At 38.4% G+C, this 19,981-nt stretch carries 18 protein-coding genes, 1 tRNA gene and 1 pseudogene; 19 read left to right on the plus strand and 1 reads right to left on the minus strand.

The features are described 5' to 3' along the window. The first annotated feature begins 48 nt into the window (after nucleotides 1-48). A tRNA-Pro gene (locus NGI26_RS08875) sits at nucleotides 49-122 on the plus strand. Between the two features lie 380 nt (nucleotides 123-502). Here the strand turns inward: NGI26_RS08875 and NGI26_RS08880 are convergent. Further along, the gene (locus NGI26_RS08880; protein ID WP_251938819.1) at nucleotides 503-1,255 is read right to left on the minus strand and encodes a DeoR/GlpR family DNA-binding transcription regulator; all 753 of its coding nucleotides are present in this window, start codon (nucleotides 1,253-1,255) and stop codon (nucleotides 503-505) included. Between the two features lie 151 nt (nucleotides 1,256-1,406). Between NGI26_RS08880 and NGI26_RS08885 the strand changes: the two genes are divergently transcribed. The 18 genes and pseudogenes from NGI26_RS08885 to NGI26_RS08970 all read left to right on the plus strand — a co-directional run bounded on the left by NGI26_RS08885 (nucleotide 1,407) and on the right by NGI26_RS08970 (nucleotide 19,978). Next, nucleotides 1,407-2,138, plus strand: coding sequence for a class II aldolase/adducin family protein (locus NGI26_RS08885; protein ID WP_251938820.1), 732 nt, complete (start codon nucleotides 1,407-1,409; stop codon nucleotides 2,136-2,138). Between the two features lie 12 nt (nucleotides 2,139-2,150). Then, complete coding sequence (locus NGI26_RS08890; protein WP_251938822.1) at nucleotides 2,151-3,917, plus strand: L-fucose isomerase; 1,767 nt, start codon at nucleotides 2,151-2,153, stop codon at nucleotides 3,915-3,917. 70 nt (nucleotides 3,918-3,987) lie between these two features. Then, the gene (locus NGI26_RS08895) at nucleotides 3,988-4,284 is read left to right on the plus strand and encodes a PTS sugar transporter subunit IIB (RefSeq protein WP_075231109.1); all 297 of its coding nucleotides are present in this window, start codon (nucleotides 3,988-3,990) and stop codon (nucleotides 4,282-4,284) included. 40 nt (nucleotides 4,285-4,324) lie between these two features. Further along, complete coding sequence (locus NGI26_RS08900) at nucleotides 4,325-4,657, plus strand: PTS lactose/cellobiose transporter subunit IIA (protein WP_251938824.1); 333 nt, start codon at nucleotides 4,325-4,327, stop codon at nucleotides 4,655-4,657. Beyond that, entirely contained in the window at nucleotides 4,654-6,150 is a 1,497-nt protein-coding gene (locus NGI26_RS08905; RefSeq protein ID WP_251938826.1) for a sugar ABC transporter ATP-binding protein, read from the plus strand. The genes NGI26_RS08900 and NGI26_RS08905 overlap by 4 nt, the downstream gene beginning before the upstream one ends. A 24-nt stretch (nucleotides 6,151-6,174) precedes the next feature. Then, the gene (locus tag NGI26_RS08910) at nucleotides 6,175-7,158 is read left to right on the plus strand and encodes an ABC transporter permease (RefSeq protein WP_075231112.1); all 984 of its coding nucleotides are present in this window, start codon (nucleotides 6,175-6,177) and stop codon (nucleotides 7,156-7,158) included. A 99-nt stretch (nucleotides 7,159-7,257) separates the two neighbouring features. Next, nucleotides 7,258-8,343 carry an ABC transporter substrate-binding protein gene (locus tag NGI26_RS08915; RefSeq protein ID WP_251938828.1) on the plus strand — a complete coding sequence of 362 codons (1,086 nt, stop codon included), beginning with the start codon at nucleotides 7,258-7,260 and terminating at the stop codon, nucleotides 8,341-8,343. Between the two features lie 33 nt (nucleotides 8,344-8,376). Beyond that, on the plus strand, nucleotides 8,377-9,861 hold the full coding sequence (locus tag NGI26_RS08920) for a rhamnulokinase (RefSeq protein WP_251938830.1): 1,485 nt from the start codon (nucleotides 8,377-8,379) through the stop codon (nucleotides 9,859-9,861). Continuing rightward, on the plus strand, nucleotides 9,862-10,284 hold the full coding sequence (locus NGI26_RS08925; protein WP_251938831.1) for an RbsD/FucU family protein: 423 nt from the start codon (nucleotides 9,862-9,864) through the stop codon (nucleotides 10,282-10,284). A gap of 141 nt (nucleotides 10,285-10,425) precedes the next feature. After that, complete coding sequence (locus tag NGI26_RS08930; protein WP_251938833.1) at nucleotides 10,426-11,577, plus strand: iron-containing alcohol dehydrogenase; 1,152 nt, start codon at nucleotides 10,426-10,428, stop codon at nucleotides 11,575-11,577. A 186-nt stretch (nucleotides 11,578-11,763) separates the two neighbouring features. Further along, on the plus strand, nucleotides 11,764-13,035 hold the full coding sequence (locus NGI26_RS08935) for a glycosyltransferase (RefSeq protein WP_251938835.1): 1,272 nt from the start codon (nucleotides 11,764-11,766) through the stop codon (nucleotides 13,033-13,035). Further along, the gene (locus NGI26_RS08940) at nucleotides 13,035-14,015 is read left to right on the plus strand and encodes an NAD-dependent epimerase/dehydratase family protein (protein WP_251938837.1); all 981 of its coding nucleotides are present in this window, start codon (nucleotides 13,035-13,037) and stop codon (nucleotides 14,013-14,015) included. The genes NGI26_RS08935 and NGI26_RS08940 overlap by 1 nt, the downstream gene beginning before the upstream one ends. Continuing rightward, the gene (locus tag NGI26_RS08945; protein WP_251938839.1) at nucleotides 13,990-14,805 is read left to right on the plus strand and encodes an MBL fold metallo-hydrolase; all 816 of its coding nucleotides are present in this window, start codon (nucleotides 13,990-13,992) and stop codon (nucleotides 14,803-14,805) included. The genes NGI26_RS08940 and NGI26_RS08945 overlap by 26 nt, the downstream gene beginning before the upstream one ends. Next, complete coding sequence (locus tag NGI26_RS08950; RefSeq protein ID WP_251938841.1) at nucleotides 14,783-16,045, plus strand: F390 synthetase-related protein; 1,263 nt, start codon at nucleotides 14,783-14,785, stop codon at nucleotides 16,043-16,045. The genes NGI26_RS08945 and NGI26_RS08950 overlap by 23 nt, the downstream gene beginning before the upstream one ends. A 14-nt stretch (nucleotides 16,046-16,059) precedes the next feature. After that, complete coding sequence (locus tag NGI26_RS08955) at nucleotides 16,060-17,004, plus strand: 3-oxoacyl-[acyl-carrier-protein] synthase III C-terminal domain-containing protein (protein WP_251938843.1); 945 nt, start codon at nucleotides 16,060-16,062, stop codon at nucleotides 17,002-17,004. 171 nt (nucleotides 17,005-17,175) lie between these two features. Next, nucleotides 17,176-18,708 (plus strand): cardiolipin synthase, encoded by a 1,533-nt coding sequence (gene cls, locus NGI26_RS08960; RefSeq protein ID WP_251938845.1) that lies wholly within the window; start codon nucleotides 17,176-17,178, stop codon nucleotides 18,706-18,708. Nucleotides 18,709-18,964: 256 nt separating this feature from the next. Next, nucleotides 18,965-19,153 (plus strand): annotated as a pseudogene (locus NGI26_RS08965) (thiamine-binding protein); the annotation flags it as partial. Nucleotides 19,154-19,519: 366 nt separating this feature from the next. Then, nucleotides 19,520-19,978 (plus strand): CtsR family transcriptional regulator, encoded by a 459-nt coding sequence (locus NGI26_RS08970; protein ID WP_251938847.1) that lies wholly within the window; start codon nucleotides 19,520-19,522, stop codon nucleotides 19,976-19,978. The last annotated feature ends 3 nt before the right edge of the window (nucleotides 19,979-19,981 follow it).

The following is a 19,981-nucleotide window of genomic DNA, read 5'->3' on the forward strand; positions in this document are numbered from 1 at the left end:
CAGGCGGTTAGAGGTTCGACTCCTCTAGGGTGCATTAACAATTTAATTCGGGAAGTAGCTCAGCTTGGTAGAGTACTTGGTTTGGGACCAAGGTGTCGCAGGTTCGAATCCTGTCTTCCCGATTGATATTACAAGAGTAAGAACACTAGTTGTTCTTTTTTTGTTTATTATAAATATTCTTTATAACCTTTCAATAAAATAATTCTAGCTCTATAATTTCTGTAGTGGGTAAATCCTCTATAGATATTATGAAGCCTATTTTGTTGTAGAAAAAAGTCACATAAGATCTATAATGAAAAACGACGAAACTATCATTTGAAAGACTTGTATTGAACAATTAGATTTTATGTCTTTTTTATTTTCTTTAAATCTATTTTTTTGATTTTTATGAAATAAAATAAGCCTCCGATTGGAGGTCTGTGTTTGAACTAATCAAAAAAGGATGTGTGAATAATTTTCATTTAATAAGAATTATTTTTATTTTAAGTCTATAATGCAAAGCTTACCATAAAATTTCACATATTTTCTCTACTTCTTTTTGGAAAGAATCAATTGGTGCCGTATCTGTGATAATACAGTCTATGTCGTTGTAATACGCCAGTTTGAAGTAGTGACTAGTATTAAATTTTGAATGGTCTGCGAGTAAGAGGCTCTTCTCTGAGTTTTTGATCATTTGCTGTTTTATGCGTGCTTGATTGTGGTTAGCTTCGTAAGCACCATATTTGTCTAGGCCTCTACAACTGATGAGTGCCAAATCAGCATGAAAGTTATTGATAAATTCACTTGCAAAATCGCCTAAGGCTGAATTTGTTCCATAATTTATATGTCCTCCAGATAGAAAGAGAGTTACATTATCAAATTCATTTAGTTTTCTTGCAATTTCGATTCCGTTTGTAATAATGCAGAGATTTTTAAGTTTTTCAAGATAAGGAACGATCATAGCTGCTGTTGATGAGCTATCAATAAATATAGATTGGTTGTTAGTGAGAAAAGTGGAAGCAATTTCGGCAATGTGTTGCTTACCCTTTTCTTCTTCTCGGACTCGAGCAGAGTATATATATTCCATGTTATTAGCAGTCAGTAACCGTACTTCTCCATGACCTCTATGTATTTTCCCCTCTTTTTCTAATTCTATAAGATCCCTTCTTAGAGTTGAAGTTGAGCAATACATGAGTGCTTCTAATTCTATTGTTGAAATTATCTTTCTTCGTTTTAGAATTTCTAAAATTCGTTCCATACGTTCTAAGGAAACCATATTATTTCTCCTTTATGATAATATTTTGAACATTATTGAACATTTTTGAATATATTATACCATTTACATTTACAAATTTCCAATAGTATATTCATCTATTGTATGCGCTTTCTTAAAGTGTTATGATACAGATAAAGAAAGGAGTGAGTTTATGACTCAAGATGAAAAAATTATTCGTGAACAGATTTGTGACGTTTGTCATAAAATGTGGCAACTTGGTTGGGTAGCTGCTAATGATGGAAATGTATCTGTTCGTTTAGATGCTGATACTATTATAGCAACGCCTACTGGTATCAGTAAAAGTTTTATTACACCAGAAAAATTGGTGAAACTGAACCTCAAGGGTGAGATTTTAGAAGCTGAGGGAGACTATCGTCCTTCAAGTGAAATTAAAATGCATATCCGCTGTTACGAGGAACGTGAAGATGTGAGAGCTGTTGTCCATGCTCATCCACCTATTGCAACTGGTTTTGCTTTAGCGCATATCCCTCTTGATACGTATTCTCTGATTGAGAGTGCAATTGTTGTAGGAGCTATTCCGATTACACCTTTCGGGGTTCCATCTACTATGGAAGTTCCTGATGCCATTACTCCATATCTTCCTGATCATGATGTGATGTTACTTGAGAACCATGGGGCTTTAACTGTCGGAAGTGATGTTATTACAGCTTACTATCGTATGGAGACTCTAGAGTTAGTCGCTAAAACAACTTTCCATGGACGTATGCTTTTGTCAACTAAAGGTATTGAAGAACAAGAAATTTCACGTCCTACTTTGGAACGTCTGTTCTCCATGAGAGAAAACTATAAGGTTACTGGTCGTCATCCTGGTTATCGTAAATATAATGGAGACGGCAGTGTTAAAGAAGAAGTAGAAGAATAAGAGGGAAATATCATGATTCAACATCCACGTATCGGAATTCGTCCAACTATTGATGGTCGTCGTCAAGGGGTCCGCGAATCGCTTGAAGTCCAAACAATGAATATGGCAAAAAGTGTTGCGGACTTGCTTTCTAGTACATTGAAATATCCTGATGGCCAACCAGTTGAATGTGTAATCTCACCATCAACAATTGGTCGTGTACCAGAAGCAGCAGCATCTCACGAATTATTCAAAAAATCAAACGTGTGTGCAACAATCACTGTAACACCATGCTGGTGCTATGGTAGTGAAACAATGGATATGTCTCCTGATATTCCACATGCTATTTGGGGATTCAACGGAACTGAAAGACCAGGGGCTGTTTACTTAGCAGCAGTTCTTGCTTCTCACGCTCAAAAAGGAATTCCAGCATTCGGAATTTACGGTAAAGACGTACAAGAAGCAACAGATACAGAAATTCCTGAAGACGTTAAAGAAAAAATCTTACGATATGCAAGAGCAGCTCTTGCTACAGGATTAATGAGAGATACAGCTTACTTATCAATGGGTAGTGTATCAATGGGTATCGGTGGTTCTATCGTAGATCCTAACTTCTTCCAAGAATACTTAGGAATGCGTAATGAATCAGTAGATATGACTGAATTCACTCGCCGTATCGATCGTGGTATTTACGATCACGAAGAATTCGAACGTGCGCTTAAATGGGTGAAAGAAAACGTTAAAGAAGGATTCGATCACAACCGTGAAGACCTTGTTTTAAGCCGTGAAGAAAAAGATAAACAATGGGAATTCGTTATTAAGATGTTCTTAATTGGACGTGACTTAATGATTGGTAACCCAAGACTTGCTGAACTAGGCTTTGAAGAAGAAGCAGTTGGTCACTACGCTCTTGTTGGTGGATTCCAAGGTCAACGTCAATGGACAGACCACTTCCCTAACGGAGACTTCATGGAAACATTCCTAAACACTCAATTCGACTGGAACGGAATTCGCAGACCATACATCTTCGCAACTGAAAATGATGCGTTAAACGGTGTATCAATGCTATTCAACTACTTATTAACAAACACTCCACAAATCTTTGCGGATGTTCGTACTTACTGGAGTCCAGAAGCTGTTGAACGTGTTACAGGACATAAACTTGAAGGCCATGCTGAAAATGGATTCTTACACTTAATCAACTCTGGTTCTTGTACATTAGACGGTACTGGTCAAGCTACAAGAAACGGTGAACCAGTGATTAAACCATTCTGGGAATTAGAACAAAGTGAAGTAGATGCAATGCTTGCAAATACAGACTTCCCAGCAGCAAACCGCGAATACTTCCGTGGTGGCGGTTACTCAACTCGCTTCTTATCTAAAGGAAATATGCCTGTAACAATGGTTCGCTTGAACTTGTTGAAAGGGGTAGGTCCTGTACTTCAAATTGCTGAAGGATACACTCTTGAATTACCTGAAGATGTACACCATACATTGGATAACCGTACAGATCCAGGCTGGCCAACAACTTGGTTTGCTCCTCGCTTAACAGGTAAAGGCGCATTCAAGTCAGTATACGATGTAATGAATAACTGGGGTGCAAACCACGGTGCTATCACTTATGGACATATTGGTGCTGACCTTATCACTCTTGCTTCAATGTTACGCATTCCAGTAAATATGCATAACGTTGCAGAAGAAGATATCTTCAGACCTAAGAACTGGTCATTATTCGGAACAGAAGATTTAGAATCAGCTGACTACCGTGCATGTCAATTATTAGGACCTGTACATAAATGATGAAAATTTTGGGGGTAGAAATCTAATAATTGGATTTCTATCTCCAAGAATTTAAAAGGAGTAGAAAATTATGACAAAAACAATTATTCTAGCCTGTGTAGGTGGTTTGACAACTAGTATGTTAGTTGAACGTATTAACGAAGTTATTCATCGAGATCAATTAAATTATTCATTTTACTCTGTTGGTATTGCAGGAATTAATAATTTAAAAAATATTGATGTTTTGCTTTTGAGCCCTCAGTTGGCATATTTAGAAGAAAAGGCTAAAGCATCTCTTAGTGTTCCGGTTGCTGTTATTAGCGATGAAAATTTTGAGTTAATGAAAGGTGAAGCTGTTTTGCAGCAAGCAGAAGACTTAATGGGTTGAGCTGATGGGAACACTAACAAGACAGTCGACACAAGAGTTGATGCAGCTAATCTTAAAAAGTAGTAAAAGTACTCAAAAGGTTATGGAAAGCCTTCAATTGGCTCAAGGAGGAGATCTTTCAGGTGCTAGAGAGGTGCTAGAATTAGCGAATCAGATAAATATAGAAGCACATAATTTACAAACCTCTCTTATCCAAGCTGAGACGAGGGGTGAGAGTGGAGAAGTTAGTCTATTAGCTATTCATGCCCAAGATCATTTTATGAACAGTCATTTATTGCTTGAGTTAGCGGATGTTTTCTTACATCAGATAGAAGAAGTTGAACAATTAAAAAAGAAAATAGAAAAACTGGAACAGGTAGGTGAAAAAACATGAGTCATCCAGTTATACTTGAAATGAAAGGTATCGTAAAGAGCTTCGGACCTGTAAAAGCCTTAAAAGGAGTAGATTTTGATCTACGTGCTGGTGAAGTTCATGCTCTGATGGGGGAAAATGGTGCTGGTAAATCCACGCTAATGAAAGTCCTCACAGGAATTCATGATGCTAATGAAGGAACTATTCACTACAATGGTAAGCAGGTTGCCTATAGCAAGCCTAAGGAAGCGATGGAAGATGGGATTGTTATCGTTCACCAAGAATTGAATATGATGAATCATTTAACTGTGGCTCAGAATATTTTCATTGGGAGAGAAGAATTCCGTCATAATTTGTTGATAGACGATGGTGCTAGCATCAAAAAAGCTAAGAAACTATTTGATCTATTGAAGTTGGATATTAATCCTACTGAAAAAGTTGGTAATTTAACGGTTGGGAAACAACAAATGGTTGAAATTGCCAAAGCCTTATCCATGGATGCTAAGGTCATTGTTTTCGATGAACCAACAGCAGCCCTAACGGAGTCTGAAATTAACGAACTTTTTGTAATTATTGATGACTTACGTGCTAAAGGTGTTGGTATCATTTACATCTCTCACCGCATGGACGAAATTGCTCGTATTACAGACCGTGTAACGGTAATGCGTGATGGTGAGTATGTAGGGACTGTAAATACCAAAGAAACAACAAAAGACGAAATCATTGCAATGATGGTTGGTCGAACTATTTACGAGGATCCTAAAGCGGCTTCAGCTGTAGCAGATGATGCTCCAGTTGTACTTGAGGTGAAGAATTTAAATGCGGGATCATCTGTAAAAGATGTTAGCTTCCAGCTTCGAAAGGGTGAAATCTTAGGTTTTTCTGGATTAATGGGAGCTGGCCGTACAGAAGTGGCACGGTTACTGTTTGGTGCAGATAAAAAAGAAAGCGGTACCATTTTTGTAAATGGTAAAGAAGTGACTATTAATTCGCCACAAGACGCAATTAGAGAAGGAATTGGTTATCTTTCAGAAGACCGTAAACGTTTTGGTTGTATTGTAGATATGACAATCGCTGATAATACAGTAATGACAAACTTAGATAAGTATATTAAAGGTGGACTTATTAATGACGGTGAAATTGTAAAAGTCAGTGATGAATTCGTTAAACAATTAAGAACGAAGACACCATCGTCAAAACAATTAGTTCGTAACTTATCAGGTGGTAACCAACAAAAGGTCGTCATTGCAAAATGGCTCGAACAAAATAGTGATATTTTAATTTTTGATGAACCAACAAGAGGAATTGACGTTGGTGCCAAAAGTGAAATTTACACTTTGATGAATGCCTTGGTTGCTCAAGGGAAGTCTATTATCATGATTTCATCTGAATTGACTGAAATTTTGCGGATGAGTGATCGAATTGTCGTTATGTGTGAAGGTAGAAAAACGGGTGAGCTGGATATTAGCCAAGCTACTCAAGAACGGATACTAGCTTTAGCTACAGACCGTTAGAAGTGAAAACAGAGGTGTTTACTTATGGAAGAGAAACAATCTTTATGGATGAAATTAGAAAAAACAGTTGGTTTGCAAAAACTGATTGCCTTGATTGCGCTTATTGTAATTTTCGCATTCTTCGCTATTTCTAGTGAGTCTTTCCGTTCGTTTGATACGGCGGTTAGTATCTTGGATGCTTCGTATTATATTGGTTTCTTAGCAATTGGGGTTACATTTGTTATTATTACAGGTGGGATCGACCTTTCAATCGGGACAGTGATGATGTGTTCAGCTATTATTGGTGGTGTCCTCCATACAAAAATGGGCTGGCCACTGTGGCTCTCTTTATTGGCCATTCTAGTGGTAGGAGTTCTCTTTGGACTATTAAATGGAATAATGGTTGCTAAATTTGGATTACCTCCATTTATCGCAACCCTAGGTACGATGATGATATCTCGTGGACTTAGTTCTATTGTCTCTAATGTTCAGAGTGTGACTTTCCCACTCCGTGGGACAGGTGAAGGTTGGTATAAGGATTTATTCCGTACCCAAGACAATTTCCCTACTGGTCTGATTGTATTGATTGTCCTTGCTGTCCTTGCAGCTTTAGTTTTGAATAAGACAAAAGTGGGACGTTATATCTTTGCGATTGGTTCCAATAAAGAGGCGACTCGTTTATCAGGAGTTAACGTTGTTAAGTGGGAAGGTATGGCCTATGTTATAGGTGGTTTATTTGCAGGACTTGCTGCAGTTGCCTATGCTGCTACTTACTCTACTATTTTACCTGGTACAGGTAATGGGATGGAATTAGATGCAATTGCAGGTGTTGTAGTTGGGGGAACTTCTCTTGCTGGAGGAGTTGGCTCAGTCGTAGGTACTATCATTGGGGTATTCATCATGTCTGTATTGAAAATCGGACTCCCTTATATCGACCTCCAGCCTCACTATCAACTCTTCATCACAGGTTTCGTTGTAATTGTCGCAGTTTATTCCGATATTTTGATTCGTAGGAATAAAAAGAAATAGTCAATGCTAGAGGAATACAAAAATGGCATTCCTCTCTTTATCGGGTGAATAATCACTCTTCAAATCTTAGATAAAAATAATAAAAAAGGAGCAACTATCATGAGAAAATCATTTAAGTTTGCTATTATTGCGGCAGCAGCTGTGTCTGCATTTGCTTTGACAGCTTGTTCATCTTCTAAGACAACAGATGGTACTAAGGGTGGATCAGCTAGTGGTGATTACAAGGTAGAAGTAATCGCTAAAGGTTTCCAACATGACTTCTGGAAAGCTGTTAATAAAGGGGCTGAAAAAGCGGCTGATGAACTTGGTGCTAAGATTACCTTTGTAGGACCACAAAATGAAACTGCTATTGCAGAACAGCTTGAACAACTTAACAATGCTATCAATAAGAATCCGAAAGCAATCGCTCTGGCAGCCTTAGATACAGAAGCAGAACTCGATGCTATTAAACAAGCACAATCTAAGAATATTCCAATTATTGGATTTGACTCAGGGGTTCCAGGGGCACCAGAAGGAGCAATTAAAGCGACTGCTTCTACAGATAACCATGCTGCTGGAGGAAATGCAGCAGAACATATGTTCCCTCTAATCGAAAAGAAAATTGGTGATACTCCTGTACGTATTGGTGTAGTTTCTCAAGAAGCTAACTCTCTTTCAATCACTCAACGTACATCAGGATTTATCGATAAGATGGTTGAGTTGCTTGAGAAGAAAGGCGTCAAAGTAGCTGTTGTTGGACATGATAAATTTAAAAACAACGTAGCTGAATCAGATGCTAAAGTTATCATTGAAGTTCGTGTTCCTGCTCAAGTAGATGATGCTGCTGGTAAAACAGAAGCTTCTACAGTACTTGAGAAGGCAGATACTATCGCTATTTATGGTTCAAATGAATTTGCTGCTAAAGCAATTATCAATGCAAATGGTAGCTTTAAAGAATCAAAACTTGGTAAAGACAAGATTATTGCAGTTGGATTTGACTCAGGTGCTCTTCAACAAGATGCAATTCGTAATGGTGTCTTTGCTGGTTCTGTAACTCAAGATCCAATTCAAATCGGTTATCAAGCTGTAAAACTTGCGGTTGAATCAGCTCAAGGTAAAGAAGTAAAAGATGTTGATACAGGGTCTAAATGGTACGATGCAAAAAATATTGATTCTGATGAAATCAAAGCATTGTTGTATCAATAAATCGATTATATTCGAATAGAGAAGGAGCTTTAAATGACATTGATAAAAATACTAGCTGTTGATTTAGGTGCAAGTTCTGGTCGTGTCATGCAAGCGATTTATGATGGAGAACGTCTCCAATTGTCAGAAGTTCATCGTTTTAAAAATGAAGCGGTAACTGTCAACGATGGATTGTATTGGAATATTCTTCACTTATTCAATGAAATCAAGACAGGGATAAAAAAAGCTTCTCGTGATCAAATCCCTATCCAATCTATTTCTGTCGATACATGGGGAGTAGATTACGCTTATCTTGATAAAAATGGGGATCTGCTTTATCAGCCACATTGTTATCGTGACAACAGGATGGGACGCTATGAGGATGAATTCTACAAGTTAGTAGATAAGCAGACTTTGTTTACTGAAACGGGAGTTCAACCAGCGACTTATAATACAATTTTACAACTGTACGCTGATATCAAAGAAAAACCGGAACTCATAGAGGTAGCTGATCATGTTCTGTTTATGCCTGACTTAATTAACTATCTCTTATCAGGTGTACTGGTAAATGAATATACCATTGCCAGTACGAGTGGTTTGTTAAATAGTCAGACCCAAACTTGGTCTAGCAGTTTGTTTGCACGCTTGGGACTTCCTGAAAAATGGTTTTCTAAGGTTAGCAAAGGAGGGACAGTATTAAGAAGTCTTTCTCCAAGAATTGTTCAAAATTTGAAAATCGAACCTTTCGATGTCATAGCTGGAGCTGGGCATGACACGGCAGCGGCGGTATTAGCAGTGCCTTATGTCGATGAACAACCAACAGTATTTATCTCTTGTGGAACTTGGTCTCTTGTGGGGATGGAAAACCAAACAGTCTTGAATAGCTTGGAAGCTTTGAATGCAGGCTTGACCAATGAAGGTTGTTTTGATGGAGGAATTCGTCTCTTAAAAAATACAACAGGTTTATGGATTATCCAAGAGTTACAGAGAGATTGGCAGCTTCAAGGGGAGGAAATAGGCTTTGCAGAAATGGTTGTATTAGCGCGTGAGGTTAAGGATAACCGAAGCTTTATTAATCCAAATGCAGCAATCTTTGCTTCTCCTGGGGACATGGAAGAAAAAGTAAAAGACTACTGTAGAATGAGTGGTCAAATTGTTCCAGAGACTAAGGGAGAAGTTGTTAGGACAGTTCTTGAAAGTCTGGCCTTGGCTTATCATCAAACAGTTGAGCAACTAGAAGAGTTAACAGGTAAAGAGATTGCCCGTATTCAGATGGTGGGCGGTGGTATTCAAAATGAGCTTTTATGCCAGTTGACTGCCAATTTTGCTCGTAAGCCAGTCATTACAGGACCGATTGAAGCTAGTGCTCTGGGGAATGTTTTGTCTCAATTGTTAACTTTGGGAATTGTTCAGTCAAGAGAGGAAGCACAAAATCTCATTCGACAATCAGAATTACTGAAAAGTTATGTAGTAGAAGATTTGGATAATGTCGAAACTAGTCAACAGTTTTTCAAGTCATTAGTAGAGAAGGGGGAGTAAATGTTAAAGAATATTCCTAAAATTGTTAGCCCAGAGCTAGTTAAGTATCTAATGGAGATGGGACATGGAGATGAGCTAGTAATAGCTGATGCAAATTTCCCAGCTCACAGGATCGGACAACGCGTTGTTCGTTGTGATGGTCATGGAGTTCCTGTGATTTTGGATGCTATTTTGCAACTACTACCTCTCGATACATACAGTGACTATCAAGCAGGCCTTATGCAGGTTGTACCAGGAGATCCAACGATTCCAGTTATTTGGGATGAATATAAAACCTTACTAGGCAAGTATCATACAGGTGCATCTATCAAAGAGTTTGAACGTTTTGAATTTTACGATCAGGCAGAGAAAGCTTATTTAGTGATTCAAACTGGAGAAAGTGCTCTTTATGGAAATATTATCCTGAAAAAAGGCGTTTTGTAAAAAATAAGGGGGATGTGGGGCTTCCCACTCCCTTCATTTGCGATTTATTTGTTAAAAAAATCACAAACATTTGAAAATATAGGGAATATATTATATAATTAACCTAAATATAAAGCGTGAAAAACGCAAGGAGGAAAAAATATGGCAACATTTTACGTTCCAGCAGTCAACCTTATTGGTAAAGGTGTGGTAAATGAAGTTGGTCCTTATGTTAAGGAGTTGGGCTATACTAAGGCTCTTTTAGTGACAGATAAGTATATTGAATCAAGTGATATCTTGCCAAAAATTTTAAAACCTTTAGATGATGAAGGAATTGCTTATGTTATTTTTAGTGATGTTGAACCTAACCCTACTTGTAAAAATGTCATGGATGGGGTTGCTGCTTTGAAAGAGAATAACTGTGACTTTATCATCTCTGTCGGTGGTGGCTCTCCACAGGATGCAGCTAGCTGTATTTCTGTAATCGCTACTAATGGCGGTAAGCCACAGGATTATGAAGGTTTGCATAAGTCTGCTCAAAAAGGCCTTCCTGTTGTAGCTATCAATACTACTGCAGGTACATCAGCAGAAATTACTATCAACTACGTTATCACTGATGAAGAACGTAAGGTTAAAATGGTAATGGTTGATAAGAACAGTCTTGCTCTTATCTCTGTTAATGACCCTGAATTGATGGTTTCAAAACCTCAAGCTTTGACTGCTGCTACTGGTATGGATGCTCTTACTCACGCTGTTGAAGCTTTGGTAACACCAGGTGCTTATGATGTGACTAAGAAACTCTCTATCGGAGCTATCGAGCTGATCAAAGAATATCTTCCACGTGCAGTAGAAAACGGACACGACATCGAAGCTCGTGAGGGTATGGTTAATGCTATATTCCTTGGAGGAATGAGCTTTAACAATGCTGGGCTCGGCTATGTTCACTCAATGGCTCACCAATTGGGTGCAGTCTATAACTTGCCTCATGGTGTTTGCTGTGCCATGCTTTTGCCAGTTGTTGAGCGTGAAAATGCCAAACGTGTACCTGTAGCCTTCCGTAATGTTGCTAAGGCCTTGGGTATGCAAATCGAAGGAAAATCAGATGAAGAATGTGCTGCTTATGCTATTTCTGAAATTGAAAAACTTTCTGAAACTGTCGGTATTCCTAAGAAATTGACAGAACTTGGTATCGAAGAAAAAGACTTTGACTTTGAATACCTTTCTATGAATGCCTTGATTGATGCTTGTGCACCAGGTAATCCATTCATGCCAACTTTGGAAGAAACCATTGCTTTCTATAAGGAATTGTTCTAAGCAAAGCTACTTTTGAATTTTTTTTAGGGATAGTAAATTTAAGATTCTTACATTACGAATTCCTCCCGAATATTCAAATAATGTATTAGGGAATCAAATACTATTCCTATGATTTAAAAACAATAATATTTAAGAAGAACTATCCTTGTGATAGTTCTTTTTTGGAAAATTTGATATGCTAGGATTATGAAGAAAATCAAAATCGATGTAGTGGCCCTTCCCTTAAGTGGGCATCTCTATCCTACGATGAATTTACTTGCACCACTATTACAAAATCCTCAGTATGAGATTCGTTTATTTACAGGTCCTCAGAAAAAGGCTGTTGCAGAGGCGGTTGGTTTTCAAGTTCTTCCCATTTTAGAAGGACACGTAAAGGAATTTGAAAAAGCTGCCAACAATAAGGAGCAGTTAGGAATTTTTTCAGCCTATCGGCAGTTGTCTGCTAGTCTTGATTTGATAAACCTAGTTTCGGACCAATTAATCCAAGAATGGACAAATCATCGTCCGGATATTGTTATAGTGGACTTTATCACACTATCTGGTGGCCTTGTAGCTAATCAACTTGGAATTCCCTGGATAACTACCATGGCTACACAATTTGTTTTAGAGACTACTGATGGGCCTCCTTGTTTTATTGGTGGCATGGGGAGTCCAAAGAATTTTTGGCAGGCTACAATACAATTTTTGGGGAGAAAAGCAACTCGTATAGTAAAACGTATTGTATCTTTTTCATTCCGTAATCGCTTAAAGAGATATAAATTTAAATTATATAACCAACTCGGTCATGAGACCATTTATTCTCGGTATTCCATTCTTGCTATTGGCATGAAAGAGTTAGAACTTAAAAAGGGCTTTCCAGATCATTTTCTCTGGGTGGGGCCCTCTGGAGCTTCTGTTGAGGCTGGAGAGGATTATCCATTAGATTTGTCGTTTTTCCCTAATCGAAAAAAGGTTTTGGTTACTTGTGGGACACAACTAGCTTGGGCTAAAGAAAATTTGATCTATCAAGCTAAGCAACTTGCGAAAGCTCATCCGGATTGTCACTTTTTTGTGACTCGCGGCGTTGGTGGGGAAGCTTTTCAATGTGAGAATCTCATGGAGAATTTGTCCGTTGTTTCTTATCTTCCTTATAAGGAGTATATACCTAAGATGAATTATGTCATTCATCATGGTGGGGCTGGGATTTTTTATCAATGCATTATTTATGGTAAGCCAGCTTTGATACTACCTCATGATTATGATCAATTTGATTATGCCGTTCGTGGGGTTGAGGCCGGTGTTGCTTTCACAGCTAAAAGAGATAATAGTAAGGCCATTGGACAATCCTTTGAGGAACTGTTAGCTAAAGAAAATTGGCCAGAATTAGAGACTTTGCGTCAAGCAGCACAGTCTTATCATCCGACGGAAATTTTAGAGAACGAAATTCATCGTCTGTTAGCAGATAAGGAGAAAGAATGATGAAAAAAGTATTAGTTACAGGAGCCACTGGTTTCTTGGGTAAATATGTAGTAGAAGAATTAGTTGAGCATGGTTACCAAGTGCGAGCTTTTGGAAGAAATAGAAAAACTGGTCACTCTTTAGAGAATTCTTCGGTCAGTTTTTTTCAAGGGGATTTGACCAAAACTGAGGATGTGACAGAAGCCTGTAAGGGGATGGATATGGTCGTTCATGCGGGAGCTCTGTCAACAGTTTGGGGCCCGTGGGAAGATTTTTATCAGGCCAATGTTTTAGGAACTAAAACTGTTCTCGAAGCTTGTCGTCAAGCTGGGATTCAGCGCTTAGTCTACGTATCCTCACCAAGTGTTTATGCTGCTCCTAAGGATCAATTAGCTATCAAAGAAAGTGATGCTCCAGAGGAAAACAATCTCAATAACTATATCCGTAGTAAATTGGCTTCTGAGAAACTCTTTAAAGATTATCCAGATGTTCCTAGTATCATCTTGAGACCTCGTGGACTTTTTGGGATTGGGGATACCAGTATTTTGCCACGGGTAATCAATCTTAGTCAAAAAATAGGAATTCCTTTGATTGGAGATGGGCGTCAGCTCATGGACATGACTTGTGTGGAAAATGTAGCTTTAGCAATTCGTTTAGCTTTGGAAGCTCCAGAAGCAAAAGGTGATATCTATAACATTACTAATGGCGAGCCAAGAGCTTTTAGGGATTTGCTAGAAGAAAGTTTGACAGGTTTGGGTTATCCAATCAAATATAGAAAAATTCCAGCAGCTCTATTATCGGGAATTGCTAGTAGTTTAGAATTTCTTTATAAGACTCTGAATCTTAAAGGGGAGCCAGCCCTGACACGCTATACCTATTACCTGCTTCGTTATAGTCAGACTCTTGATATTAGTAAGGCTGAGAAGGAGCTGGGTTATCATCCAAAAATAAGTATTTCAGAAGGGATTGAGCAATATGTCCAAGATTATCGAAAGCATTGAGTATTTCCCAGCAGGATATTGTACTAGTTATGCCGGTTTGCTATTTAAGGGTGTCCAGAATAGAAAGATGACTTTTCCAGCGGGTGCCTTTTTAATCAAGCATAGGGAAAAGGGGCATCTGCTTTATGATACTGGCTATCACTATGATATTAAGAGGAAACTTCGTTATGGTTTTTATCGTCTAGGAACGCCAGTTCAAATGACGAACAAGGATCAGATTTCACATTTGCTGGAAGCTAAAGGAATGAAGCCAGAAGACATTAACTATGTCTTGCTATCTCATCTACATCCAGATCATCTGGGAGGGGCTAGCTTCTTTCCTCATGCAAACTTTATCCTGACTCAGGAAGTGTATGAAGTATACCAGAAACCAAAACTAAAAGATTTAATTTTTAAAGAATTTTTGCCGGCTACTTTTGAGGAAAGGTTGACAGTTATTAAGGCAGATCAGCAGAATGCTAACTTTAACTATCGGCCTACCAAGGATCTTTTCGGAGACGGAAGTATCCTTGTAGCTTCGATAGATGGGCATGCCAAGGGGCAAGCTTGTCTCTTTATTCCAGACTATCATCTCTTTATCGCGGCGGATCTTTGTTGGGGAATAGACCTCTTACCTTATACCAAGCAGATGCATTTGATTCCTTCCTTGGTTCAAGATAGCAAGGCTGACTATATTAAGGGAACAGAGTTACTGGAAGAAGTCTTGAGAGATGGTATTGAGGTAGTTGTCAGTCATGACCCTGTAGAAAGGATTGAGCGGATTTTGTATGAAAAAAATAACCTTTCTTAAAACGTTTATCCAAACTCGTTGGCTTCATCATTTTAAGTCTCGAGAAGCTTTAGAAAACTATCAGAAAAAGCAACTAGCTGCCTATATGGCATTTCTTAAACGTGAGTCGCCTTATTTTAAAAATGGTGTACCTAGCGAATTTGACCATATGGACAAAGCTTTTATGATGGCTCATTTTAATGAGCTCAACACCCAAGGAGTGGATCGAGACGAGGCCTTAGCTTTGGCTATCGAAAGTGAAAAGACTCGAAATTTCACAGAGCTTAAAGGAGAAATAGCTGTCGGTTTGTCCTCAGGGACGTCCGGGCATCGGGGAATCTTTATCACAACCGAAAAAGAGCGAAGTATGTGGGCGGCGGCAATCCTAGCCAAGATGTTGCCTAAAGGTCAACTTTTTGGACACCGCATCGCCTTTTTCCTGAGAGCTGATAATGAACTCTATCAGACCATCAATACAGCACTTATTCGTTTAGAGTACTTTGATATTTTCAAGAATACAGATGAGCACATGGAGCGTCTCAATAGTTATCAACCGACTATTGTAGTGGCACCTGCTTCTATGTTGATTGAATTGAGCAAGCTCCTAAAAGCCGGAGAGCTAAAGATTCATCCACAAAAAATCGTCTCAGTGGCAGAAATATTGGAAGATAGTGATAGAGAACGGATTGCTGATGCTTTTTCTCTATCCATTATTGACCAAGTCTACCAGGCAACCGAAGGTTTTCTAGCTTGTACTTGCCCTGCTGGCAATCTTCATCTCAATGAAGATATCATATTTGTAGAAAAACACTATCTGGACGATCGACGTTTTTATCCAGTGATTACAGACTTTAAACGAAGCAGTCAGCCTGTTTATCGCTATCAGCTCAACGATATCTTAGTTGAAAATCCTGAACCTTGCCCATGTGGATCTCATTACACAAGAATTGACAAGGTCGAAGGTCGATCTGATGATATTTTCTACTTTGAAGGGCTAGATGGAGGTCAAGTCACGATTTTTCCTGACTTTATCAGACGTTGTATTCTCTTTGTGGAGAATGTCGGAGATTACCAAGTCAAACAACATTCTGAGAAGTTAGTGGAAGTTTGCCTGAGTCGGAGGGACGAGCAAGTAGAAACAGCGATTATAGAGCAGTTTCGACTCTTGGCGCAACAAAAAGAGTTTAAAGAACCTGAAATACAATTTTCAGATTATCACTGGGATACTAGTCGTAAACTCAAACGTATCCAACGTTTATAAAAGGACAAAAAATTATGACAGAAGTAAAAAGACATGTAGAAATCGCAGGCTATGGAGTTTGCCTTCCCAAAAATACAGTGCAATTTAAAGACCAGACCCGTCATCGCGTGGTTGAAAATGAAGAAACGCAGCTAGATTTGGCAGAAGCGGCTATCCAAGCTGCACTTGAAAATGCAAATTTGAGTATGAAAGACATTGATTACCTTGTATCAGCTAGTGCGGTTGGTGTTCAGCCTATTCCTTATACAGCGGCTTTGATTCATGAACGTGTGGCAAAAGGGCTCTCTATCCCAGCTATGGATATTAATACGACTTGTACAAGTTTTATCTCTGCTCTATCAACCATGTCACATTTGATTGAAGCCGGAGAATATAATCGCGTTTTGATTGTATCCAGTGAGGTTGGAAGTTTAGGGCTTAATCCAAAGCAAAAAGAAAGTTTTGAGCTCTTTAGTGATGGGGCAGCAGCCTTTATTTTCCAAAAAAGTAATCAGGACAAAGGAGTTATCGCTAGTCTCCAACGAACTTGGTCAGAGGGGGCTCACGATACAGAGATTCGTGGAGGTTTGACTTCTTATCAACCAAAAGAATACTCTGAAGCGACTAAGACAAATTTCATGTTTGACATGAAGGGTAAAAAAATCCTCTTGCTTTCTGCTCGTGTCATTCCAGAAATGTTCCAAGAATTCCAAGAGAAATCAGGTATTTCTAAAGATGCTGTAGACTTTATTATTCCTCACCAAGCTAGTCGTGCTCTTCCTTTGGTTATGGGAAAATTGGGAGTAGATGAAGACAAGTACCTGAATCTCGTTACTGACTATGGGAATATGGTTTCTGTTGCGGTACCTTTTGGTTTAGCCTATGCACTTGATCATGGTTATGTAAAAGAAGGAGATACCATCTTCTTGATGGGAACTGCAGCTGGTATGACGGTCAATATGTTGGCTTTGAAATTATAAAATGAGAGCAGGCTCAGATAAGAGGCCTGCTCTTTTAATTAATTTTATAGATAGAACTATCGGCCTATACAGTAAAAGCTTGATAAGTTTTCTGAAACTAAGTATACTAGAAGGTAACAAGCGTTTTCAGATGGTATATTAGGGAGTATACTTAGAAATTGAGAGGGAGATATGGGAATAAGAAAATTTCGATTATTAATGTCCAAGTATGGCTTTAGTATTGCAATTATCTTGATAGAATTATTTCTTGTTTTCGGAATTATTCTTTACATGAGCCAAATTGCTCCGATTATTTGGGTGACTCTTGTATTTTTAATCAGCGTCGCAACTGTTATAGCGATTGTGAATCGTTCGATGACACCTGAAAGCAAAGTGACTTGGTTGATTGTGACCTTTGTGCCGGTATTTGGTCCACTGCTTTATCTCATGTTCGGTGAGAGAAGGCTATCAAAAAAAGAACATAAACAACTCCAGGAGTTGAATTCTATTGCCTTTCATGAGAATCATGGGCATCAACTTCATCTGCAGTTACAGGAAACAGATAAATCTGCCTACGGGATTATCAATGCCTTGCTACATATGGATAGCAATGCGGAAGTCTATGAGCATACAGATTCACAATTTTTCGCAGATGGAGAAGAAATGTGGAAGCAGATGCTGGAGGATCTAAAAAGGGCTAAAAAATTTATTTTTCTAGAATACTACATTGTTGCAGAGGGGTTGATGTGGGATAGCATACTCGAGATTCTAGAAGAAAAGGCAGCTCAAGGAGTTGAGGTCAAGATGCTTTATGATGATATTGGTTGTATGGTGACTTTGCATGGAGATTATTCCGTTCATTTGCGTTCTAAGGGGATCGATGCTCATAAGTTTAATAAGGTAATTCCTCGTATGACAGTGGCCTACAACAACCGTGACCACCGTAAAATCTTAGTCATTGATGGGCAGATTTCTTATACTGGTGGCATCAACCTTGCAGACGAATACATCAATCAGATTGAACGTTTTGGACACTGGAAAGATAGTGGAATTCGGATTGATGGGCCGGCGACTCAAGCTTTTACCAGACTATTTCTCATGAACTGGTACATCAACCGTGGAGAAATCAGTGACTTTGATCAGTATCATTTGGAAAATCAGACACGATCTGGTAGCGGTCTTTGTATCCCATATGGCAGTGGACCAAAACCGATTTACCAGATGAAGGTGGGTAAAAATGTCTATCAAAATCTGATTAATCAAGCGGAGGATTTTGTCTATATTACAACGCCTTATCTCATTATCGATTATGATTTGACAGAGGATATAAAAAATGCGGCTATGCGAGGCGTAGATGTGAGAATAGTCACACCCTTTGTACCAGACAAGAAGCTCATTCAACTGATAACACGGGGAGCTTATCCAGATCTTTTATCTGCTGGTGTTCGTATTTTTGAATACACACCCGGTTTTATTCATAGTAAGCAAATGATTGTTGATGATCGATTTGCGGCTGTCGGGACTATTAACTTGGATTATCGCAGCTTGGTTCACCACTATGAAAATGCAGTATTACTTTACAAAACAGAGTCAATAGCAGATATTCGCCAAGATTTTGAAGGTATTTTTGAAGTGTCACAAGAAATTTTCTCGGATACCATAAATCCTACTTGGTATCAAATGATGATTAAAGAAGTGACACAGTTATTTGCACCGATGCTTTAATTGAAAGAGACGGGTTACCGTCTCTTTTTCTGTAAGCAGTTTTCTTGGCATCTTATTCTTTTTGCGTTATCATATTTCCATATAATATATGGAAGTATGTGTACAGTCTGAGAGGAAGTGTTAAACTTCGACCGCACCTGATCTGGGTAATGCCAGCGTAGGGAACGAATACTTGGCCTAATTTTACACCTTTTTCATATATGAAAGAGGTTTTTCTTTTTTACAAAGAAAAACTGTAACTTAGAGGGAGGTTTTAATGAAAGCAAGCATTGCTTTACAAGTCTTGCCCCTATCACAAGGGATTGACCGCATAGCTCTTATCGATCAAGTCATTGCCTATCTGCAAGCTCAAGGAGTAAGCATGGTGGTGACACCCTTTGAAACAGTTTCAGAAATCAAACTTGATTGGTCCGAGACAGAGGACAAGGAAGTTCAAAAAATTGCCTATAAACGACAAATATTGGCGGAATTGGGCTTGGAACTATAGTTGAAAAAACGAAAAAACAACGTAAACTACAAAAAACTTCGGTATACCATCAATAATACCGAAGTTTTATTTTTTATAAACTTTATGGAATAATTCTAGATTTGATAATAAATAACATACTTTCAAAGGATTTGAAAGCTAGCTGTAACTTTTTTATTATAATATCAATGTAGAATAGAGAATGAAGAATAGCAAAGCTTGTTTTCTATAGCTAGTATTAAAAATCAGTATTTTCAAGTCTTGAGCCCTAAAAATTTGACTTATAGAGTCTTAAATGATAGTATAGTCAAAGATGGTCAAAGTTTAAGAAGGAGGTAGCAAGCTATGAAATTTAAAAATACATCGGACCATATTGAAGCCTATATCAAGGCGATTTTAGAACAATCTGGTATCGTAGAATTGCAACGAAGTCAGCTAGCGGATACCTTTCAAGTCGTACCTAGCCAGATTAACTATGTGATTAAGACTCGTTTTACAGAGAGTAGAGGCTATCTAGTTGAGAGCAAACGTGGTGGCGGGGGCTATATTCGCATTGGTCGAATTGAATTCTCGAACCATCATGATATGCTTCGTGATTTGTTGTATTCTGTGGATGATGAGGTTAACCAAGTATTCTTTGAAGATGTTTTAAGACTCTTAGTCGAACAAGAACTCTTGACCCGCCAAGAGATGAATCTATTATTAGCTACGGGGACAGACCGAATTCTAGGTGAGGAAGCTAATCGTATTCGTGCCAATATGCTTCGTCAGTTGTTGCATGAAGTAGATAGAAAAGGAAAATAAAAC

It is taken from the genome of Streptococcus sp. Marseille-Q0941 (genome assembly GCF_943736975.1).
Taxonomy (GTDB): Bacteria; Bacillota; Bacilli; order Lactobacillales; family Streptococcaceae; genus Streptococcus.

What these genes read in the sequence shown, in the direction of transcription:
- NGI26_RS08945 (WP_251938839.1), top strand. Translation starts at nt 13,990, where the DNA reads ATGTCCAAGATTATCGAAAGCATTGAGTATTTCCCAGCAGGATATTGT.
- NGI26_RS08920 (WP_251938830.1), top strand. Translation starts at nt 8,377, where the DNA reads ATGACATTGATAAAAATACTAGCTGTTGATTTAGGTGCAAGTTCTGGT.
- cls (WP_251938845.1), top strand. Translation starts at nt 17,176, where the DNA reads ATGGGAATAAGAAAATTTCGATTATTAATGTCCAAGTATGGCTTTAGT.
- NGI26_RS08890 (WP_251938822.1), top strand. Translation starts at nt 2,151, where the DNA reads ATGATTCAACATCCACGTATCGGAATTCGTCCAACTATTGATGGTCGT.
- NGI26_RS08915 (WP_251938828.1), top strand. Translation starts at nt 7,258, where the DNA reads ATGAGAAAATCATTTAAGTTTGCTATTATTGCGGCAGCAGCTGTGTCT.
- NGI26_RS08895 (WP_075231109.1), top strand. Translation starts at nt 3,988, where the DNA reads ATGACAAAAACAATTATTCTAGCCTGTGTAGGTGGTTTGACAACTAGT.
- NGI26_RS08885 (WP_251938820.1), top strand. Translation starts at nt 1,407, where the DNA reads ATGACTCAAGATGAAAAAATTATTCGTGAACAGATTTGTGACGTTTGT.
- NGI26_RS08955 (WP_251938843.1), top strand. Translation starts at nt 16,060, where the DNA reads ATGACAGAAGTAAAAAGACATGTAGAAATCGCAGGCTATGGAGTTTGC.
- NGI26_RS08930 (WP_251938833.1), top strand. Translation starts at nt 10,426, where the DNA reads ATGGCAACATTTTACGTTCCAGCAGTCAACCTTATTGGTAAAGGTGTG.
- NGI26_RS08935 (WP_251938835.1), top strand. Translation starts at nt 11,764, where the DNA reads ATGAAGAAAATCAAAATCGATGTAGTGGCCCTTCCCTTAAGTGGGCAT.
- NGI26_RS08900 (WP_251938824.1), top strand. Translation starts at nt 4,325, where the DNA reads ATGCAGCTAATCTTAAAAAGTAGTAAAAGTACTCAAAAGGTTATGGAA.
- NGI26_RS08940 (WP_251938837.1), top strand. Translation starts at nt 13,035, where the DNA reads ATGAAAAAAGTATTAGTTACAGGAGCCACTGGTTTCTTGGGTAAATAT.
- NGI26_RS08910 (WP_075231112.1), top strand. Translation starts at nt 6,175, where the DNA reads ATGGAAGAGAAACAATCTTTATGGATGAAATTAGAAAAAACAGTTGGT.
- NGI26_RS08950 (WP_251938841.1), top strand. Translation starts at nt 14,783, where the DNA reads ATGAAAAAAATAACCTTTCTTAAAACGTTTATCCAAACTCGTTGGCTT.
- NGI26_RS08970 (WP_251938847.1), top strand. Translation starts at nt 19,520, where the DNA reads ATGAAATTTAAAAATACATCGGACCATATTGAAGCCTATATCAAGGCG.
- NGI26_RS08925 (WP_251938831.1), top strand. Translation starts at nt 9,862, where the DNA reads ATGTTAAAGAATATTCCTAAAATTGTTAGCCCAGAGCTAGTTAAGTAT.
- NGI26_RS08880 (WP_251938819.1), bottom strand. Translation starts at nt 1,255, where the DNA reads ATGGTTTCCTTAGAACGTATGGAACGAATTTTAGAAATTCTAAAACGA.
- NGI26_RS08905 (WP_251938826.1), top strand. Translation starts at nt 4,654, where the DNA reads ATGAGTCATCCAGTTATACTTGAAATGAAAGGTATCGTAAAGAGCTTC.